2 protein-coding genes are annotated in these 4,936 nt (G+C 72.3%); both read left to right on the forward strand.

The window, feature by feature from the left end; genetic code table 11:
* Positions 1-1,152 (forward strand): KR domain-containing protein (locus tag ABZ497_RS36435; protein ID WP_359812358.1); only part of this gene is annotated, 1,152 nt, incomplete at its 5' end.
* 45 nt (positions 1,153-1,197) lie between these two features.
* Positions 1,198-4,936: type I polyketide synthase (locus ABZ497_RS36440; RefSeq protein WP_359812361.1), on the forward strand; the 3,739-nt coding region annotated here is incomplete at its 3' end.

Below are 4,936 nucleotides of genomic sequence, written 5' to 3' on the forward strand. Positions count from 1 at the left end.
GTCGCGGCCTGTGACGTGGCCGATCGCGAGGAACTCGCGGACGCGCTGGCGGGCTTGGCGCTGAACGGTGTCGTCCACGCGGCGGGTGTCCTGGATGACGGGCTCGTCGCCTCGCTGACCCCGGAGCGGTTGGCGGCGGTGATGCGGCCGAAGGTCGACGCGGCGTGGCATCTGCATGAGCTGACCCGTCACCTGGACCTGGACATGTTCGTCCTGTTCTCCTCGATCGCGGGTGTGATCGGTAACGCGGGTCAGGCGAACTACGCGGCGGGGAACACGTTCCTGGACGCGCTGGCCGCTCACCGGCGGCACGAGGGCCTGCCGGGGGTGTCGTTGGCCTGGGGTCCGTGGGAGAACGGCATGGCGGGTGAGCTCTCGGAGGCGGACCGCCGCCGGATGGGCCGGCAGGGTCTGCGGCCACTGTCCGACGCACGCGGGCTCGCCGTCCTGGAGGCGGCCGTCGGCCGGCCCGAAGCGCTCTTCGTGGCAGCGGAGTTGAACCTGGCTGCCCTGAGGGGATCCGGCGAGGTCCCGCCGCTGCTGTCCGGCCTGGTGCGCGGATCGCGGGCCAGTGGGTCGGCCCGTCGATCGGTCGCGGAGCCTCCCGCCGACGGTCGGAGCGCCCTGGCCGCGCGGTTGGCCGGGCTGGGGCCGGACGAGCAGCGGGAGGTGGTGCGGGAGCTCGTGCTGTCGCAGGCCGCCCTGGTGCTGGGGATGGCCGGACCGGGCAGTCTGGACGCCGAACGTTCCTTCCGGGACGTCGGGTTCGACTCGCTCACCGCCGTCGAACTGCGCAACCGACTGAACAGCGCCACCGGCCTGCGGCTGCCGGCCACGGCGGTCTTCGACTACCCGAGCCCGACGGCCCTGGCCGACTTCCTGGCCCAGGAGACCTTCGGGTCGGTCGCCGAGGTGTCGGGCGCCCTGGCGGCGTACTCCGGACTCGACCGGCTCGAAGCCTCGGTCACCGAGCTCCTGGGCGACGAAGACGCCCGGGCCCGGGTCACGGCGCGGCTCAAGGACATCCTCTCGGCGCTGAGCGACACCGCCGGGTCCGGCGAGGGCGACGAGGGCGCCTCGGTCGCCGAGACGATCCAATCGGCCAGTGACGACGACATGTTCGACTTCATCGACAACCAGCTCGGGCTCTGAGTACGTCGCCGTACCACCGTGCGAAATGAGGAAGGCGTCCATCGGATGGCGAACGAAGAGAAGCTCCGTGACTACCTCAAGCGGGTCACCACCGACCTGGCGCAGACCCGGGAGCGCCTGCGCGAGGTGGAGGGCCGGCAGCAGGAACCCGTGGCCATCGTCGGTATGGCCTGCCGGTTCCCGGGCGGGGTGTCGTCACCGGAGGAGTTCTGGCAGCTGCTGGCCTCGGGCGGGGACGCGATCGGCCACTTCCCGACGGACCGCGGCTGGCCGGGGAACCTGGTTGATCCGGATCCGGACGCGGTGGGCAAGAGCGTCTCCGGCGAGGGTGGATTCCTCTACGAAGCTGCCGAGTTCGACGCGGAGTTCTTCGGGATCAGTCCGCGTGAGGCGGTCGTGATGGATCCGCAGCAGCGCTTGCTGCTGGAGACGTCCTGGCACGCGCTGGAGGGTGCCGGGATCGACCCGACGGGGCTGCGGGGCAGCGCGACGGGCGTGTTCGCCGGCCTCTTCTACCACGACTACCTGCCGTTCTACCCCGTACCGGAGGAGGCCGAGGGCTATCTCGGCACCGGAGGCATGGGGTCGGTCGTCTCCGGGCGGGTGGCGTATGCGCTGGGGCTGGAGGGCCCGGCGGTGACGGTGGACACGGCGTGCTCCTCGTCGCTGGTGGCGCTGCACCTGGCCTGCCAGTCGCTGCGGTCGGGGGAGAGTTCGCTCGCGCTGGCGGGTGGTGTGACGGTGATGTCGACACCGGGTACCTTCATCGACTTCTCGCGGCAGCGCGGCCTGGCCGCTGACGGGCGCTGCAAGGCCTACGCGGAGTCCGCCGACGGCACCGGCTGGGGCGAGGGCGTCGGCGTCCTGGTGGTCGAACGGCTGTCGGACGCACGCCGCAACGGTCACAAGGTGCTCGCGGTGGTAACCGGTACGGCGGTCAACCAGGACGGCGCGTCCAACGGTCTGACGGCGCCGAACGGCCCGTCCCAGCAGCGGGTGATCCGGGCCGCGCTGGCCAACGCCGGAGTCGGCGCCGACGGCGTGGATGTCGTCGAGGGCCACGGCACCGGCACGCGGTTGGGTGACCCGATCGAGGCGCAGGCGCTGCTGGCGACCTACGGCCAGGAGCGGCCGGCCGACCGGCCGCTGCTCCTGGGCTCGGTGAAGTCGAACATCGGTCACGCCCAGGCGGCCGCCGGTGTGGCGGGTGTCATCAAGATGGTTGCCGCGATGCAGCACGGTGTGGTGCCGGCGACGCTGCACGCGGACGAGCCGTCCTCGCGGATCGACTGGGAGTCCGGCGCCGTCCGACTGGTCACCGAGGCGCAGCCGTGGCCGGAGACGGGTGAGCGGCCGCGTCGGGCGGGTGTGTCGTCCTTCGGGTTCTCCGGGACCAACGCACACGTGATCGTCGAGCAGGCGCCGGCCGAGGAGGCTGTCGCGCCGAGGGGCGAGGGCTGGACGCTGCCGGTGGTGCCGTGGTCCCTCTCGGGGCGGTCGGCGGAGGGTCTTGCCGGGCAGGCGGAGCGGTTGGCGGCGTTCGTTGAGCGCTCCGATGCTGATGTCCTGGACCTGGGTTGGTCGTTGGCGGTGTCGCGGGCGGCGTTGGAGCGGCGGGCGGTGGTGCTGGGCTCGGACCGCGAGGAGTTGCTGGCCGGTCTTGCGGCGCTGGCCGGGGGCCGTGAGGTTCCGGGTGTGGTGACCGGGTCCGTGGGTGGTGCGGGCAAGGTCGGGTTCGTGTTCACCGGCCAGGGTGCGCAGCGCGTCGGTATGGGGCAGGGCTTGTATGCCGCGTTCCCGGTGTTCGCCGAGGCATTCGACGCGGTCTGTGCGGGGCTGGCTGAGCACTTGGACGGATCGCTGGCGGGTGTGATTCGGGGTGAGGGCCCGATCGATGAGACGGGGTGGGCGCAGCCCGCACTGTTCGCGGTCGAGGTGGCGTTGTTCCGTCTGCTGGAGTCGTGGGGTGTGAGTCCGCAGGTGGTGGCCGGTCATTCGATCGGTGAGCTGGCGGCGGCGCATGTGGCGGGGGTGTGGTCGCTGGAGGACGCCTGTGCGGTGGTGGCCGCGCGTGGCCGGCTGATGCAGCAACTGCCGTCCGGTGGTGCGATGGTGGCTGTCGAGGCCACGGAGGAGCAGGTTCTCGAAGCGATCGCGGGCCGGGCCGGTGTCGGTATCGCCGCGGTGAACGGACCTCGCGCGGTGGTGATCTCCGGTGTCGAGGACGAAGTGCTGCAGGCCGCCGCACAGTTGGCTGCGTCCGGCGCTCGGACGAAGCGTCTGCAGGTCTCGCACGCGTTCCATTCCCCGTTGATGGAGCCGATGCTGGAGGAGTTCGCTCGCGTCGTCGCCGCCGTCAGCTACCGCGCGCCCAAGCTGGCGATGGTTTCCGCCCTCACCGGTCTCCCGGTGACGGACGAGGTCACGGACCCGGCCTACTGGGTGAAGCATGTCCGCGAGGCCGTTCGCTTCCACGACGCCGCGCAGGCCCTTCGCGCGGCCGGCGTCCGGACGTTCGTGGAGATCGGCCCCGACGGTGTGCTGTCCGGCATGGGCCCGCAGACCCGCACGGACGACCAGGGCGAGCCCGAGCTCTGGCTGCCGCTGCTCCGTCGCGGCCGTGACGAACCCCGCGCCCTGTTCACCGCGCTCGCGAAGCTCTTCGTGCGGGGCGTGCCGGTCGCCTGGGAGCAGGTCTACGCGGACACGGGTGCCCAGCAGGTCGACCTGCCCACCTACGCCTTCCAGCGCCGGCGCTACTGGCTGCCGACCGGTTCCGGCGTGGTGGACGCGGCCGGGCTGGGCCAGTCACCGGCGCGTCATCCGCTGCTGGGTGCGGCGGTGACACTGCCGGCCAGCGGGGGTCTGGTGCTGACCGGGCGCCTGTCACTGGCTGCACAGCCCTGGCTGGCCGACCACGTGGTGGCCGGGCAGGTCGTCGTCCCAGGGGCGGCGCTGGTCGAGATGGCCGTGCGCGCGGGCGACGAAGCCGAGTACAGCCGGGTCGAGGAACTGCTGATCGAGGCGCCGCTGGTGCTCCCGCCGCAGGGCGCGGTCCGGGTGCAGGTGACGGTGGACGAGGCGGACGAGTCCGGCCGCCGTGCGGTCGCGGTGTATGCCCAGTCCGAGGAGGCGGCCTTCGCGGAGGAGTGGACCCGGCACGCGACGGGCGCGCTGGCACCGGTCGCGCCGAGTGCCGACACTGTGCTGCCGGGCGAGTGGCCGCCGGCGGGCGCCGAGACCGTAGACCTGGACGGGTTCTACCCACGCCTGGCCGCCAGTGGCCTGGCCTACGGTCCGGTGTTCCAGGGGGTGCGTGTGGCGTGGCGGCGTGGCGAGGAGTTGTTCGCCGAGGTCGCGCTGCCGGACGGTGTCGGCGTGTCCGGGTTCGGGCTGCACCCGGCCCTGCTGGACAGTGCACTGCACGTGGCGGGCCTGAGTGACGACGGGGACGGCCTGACGCTGCCGTTCGCGTGGAGTGACGTCGAGGTGCACGCATCGGGTGCGGTGGCGGCCCGGGTGCGTGTGGCACCGGCTGCCTCGGGCGAGGGCGTGTCGATCACGTTGGTCGATGCTGCGGGCGAGCTGGTGGCGTCGGTCGGTTCGTTGGTGCTGAGGGCGGCCTCGGCCGAGGACCTGGCGGGTGGTACCGGGGCGGCGAATGAGTCGATGTTCGGTGTGGAGTGGGCTCCGGCTGCTCTGGACGGCGCCGCGACGGAGGGTGGTCGGTGGGCTGTCCTCGGGACGGCGGAGCTGGCGGGTGCGGAGTCGTTCCCGGATCTGG

This window comes from Kitasatospora sp. NPDC005751 (assembly GCF_040630835.1).
GTDB lineage: Bacteria > Actinomycetota > Actinomycetes > Streptomycetales > Streptomycetaceae > Kitasatospora.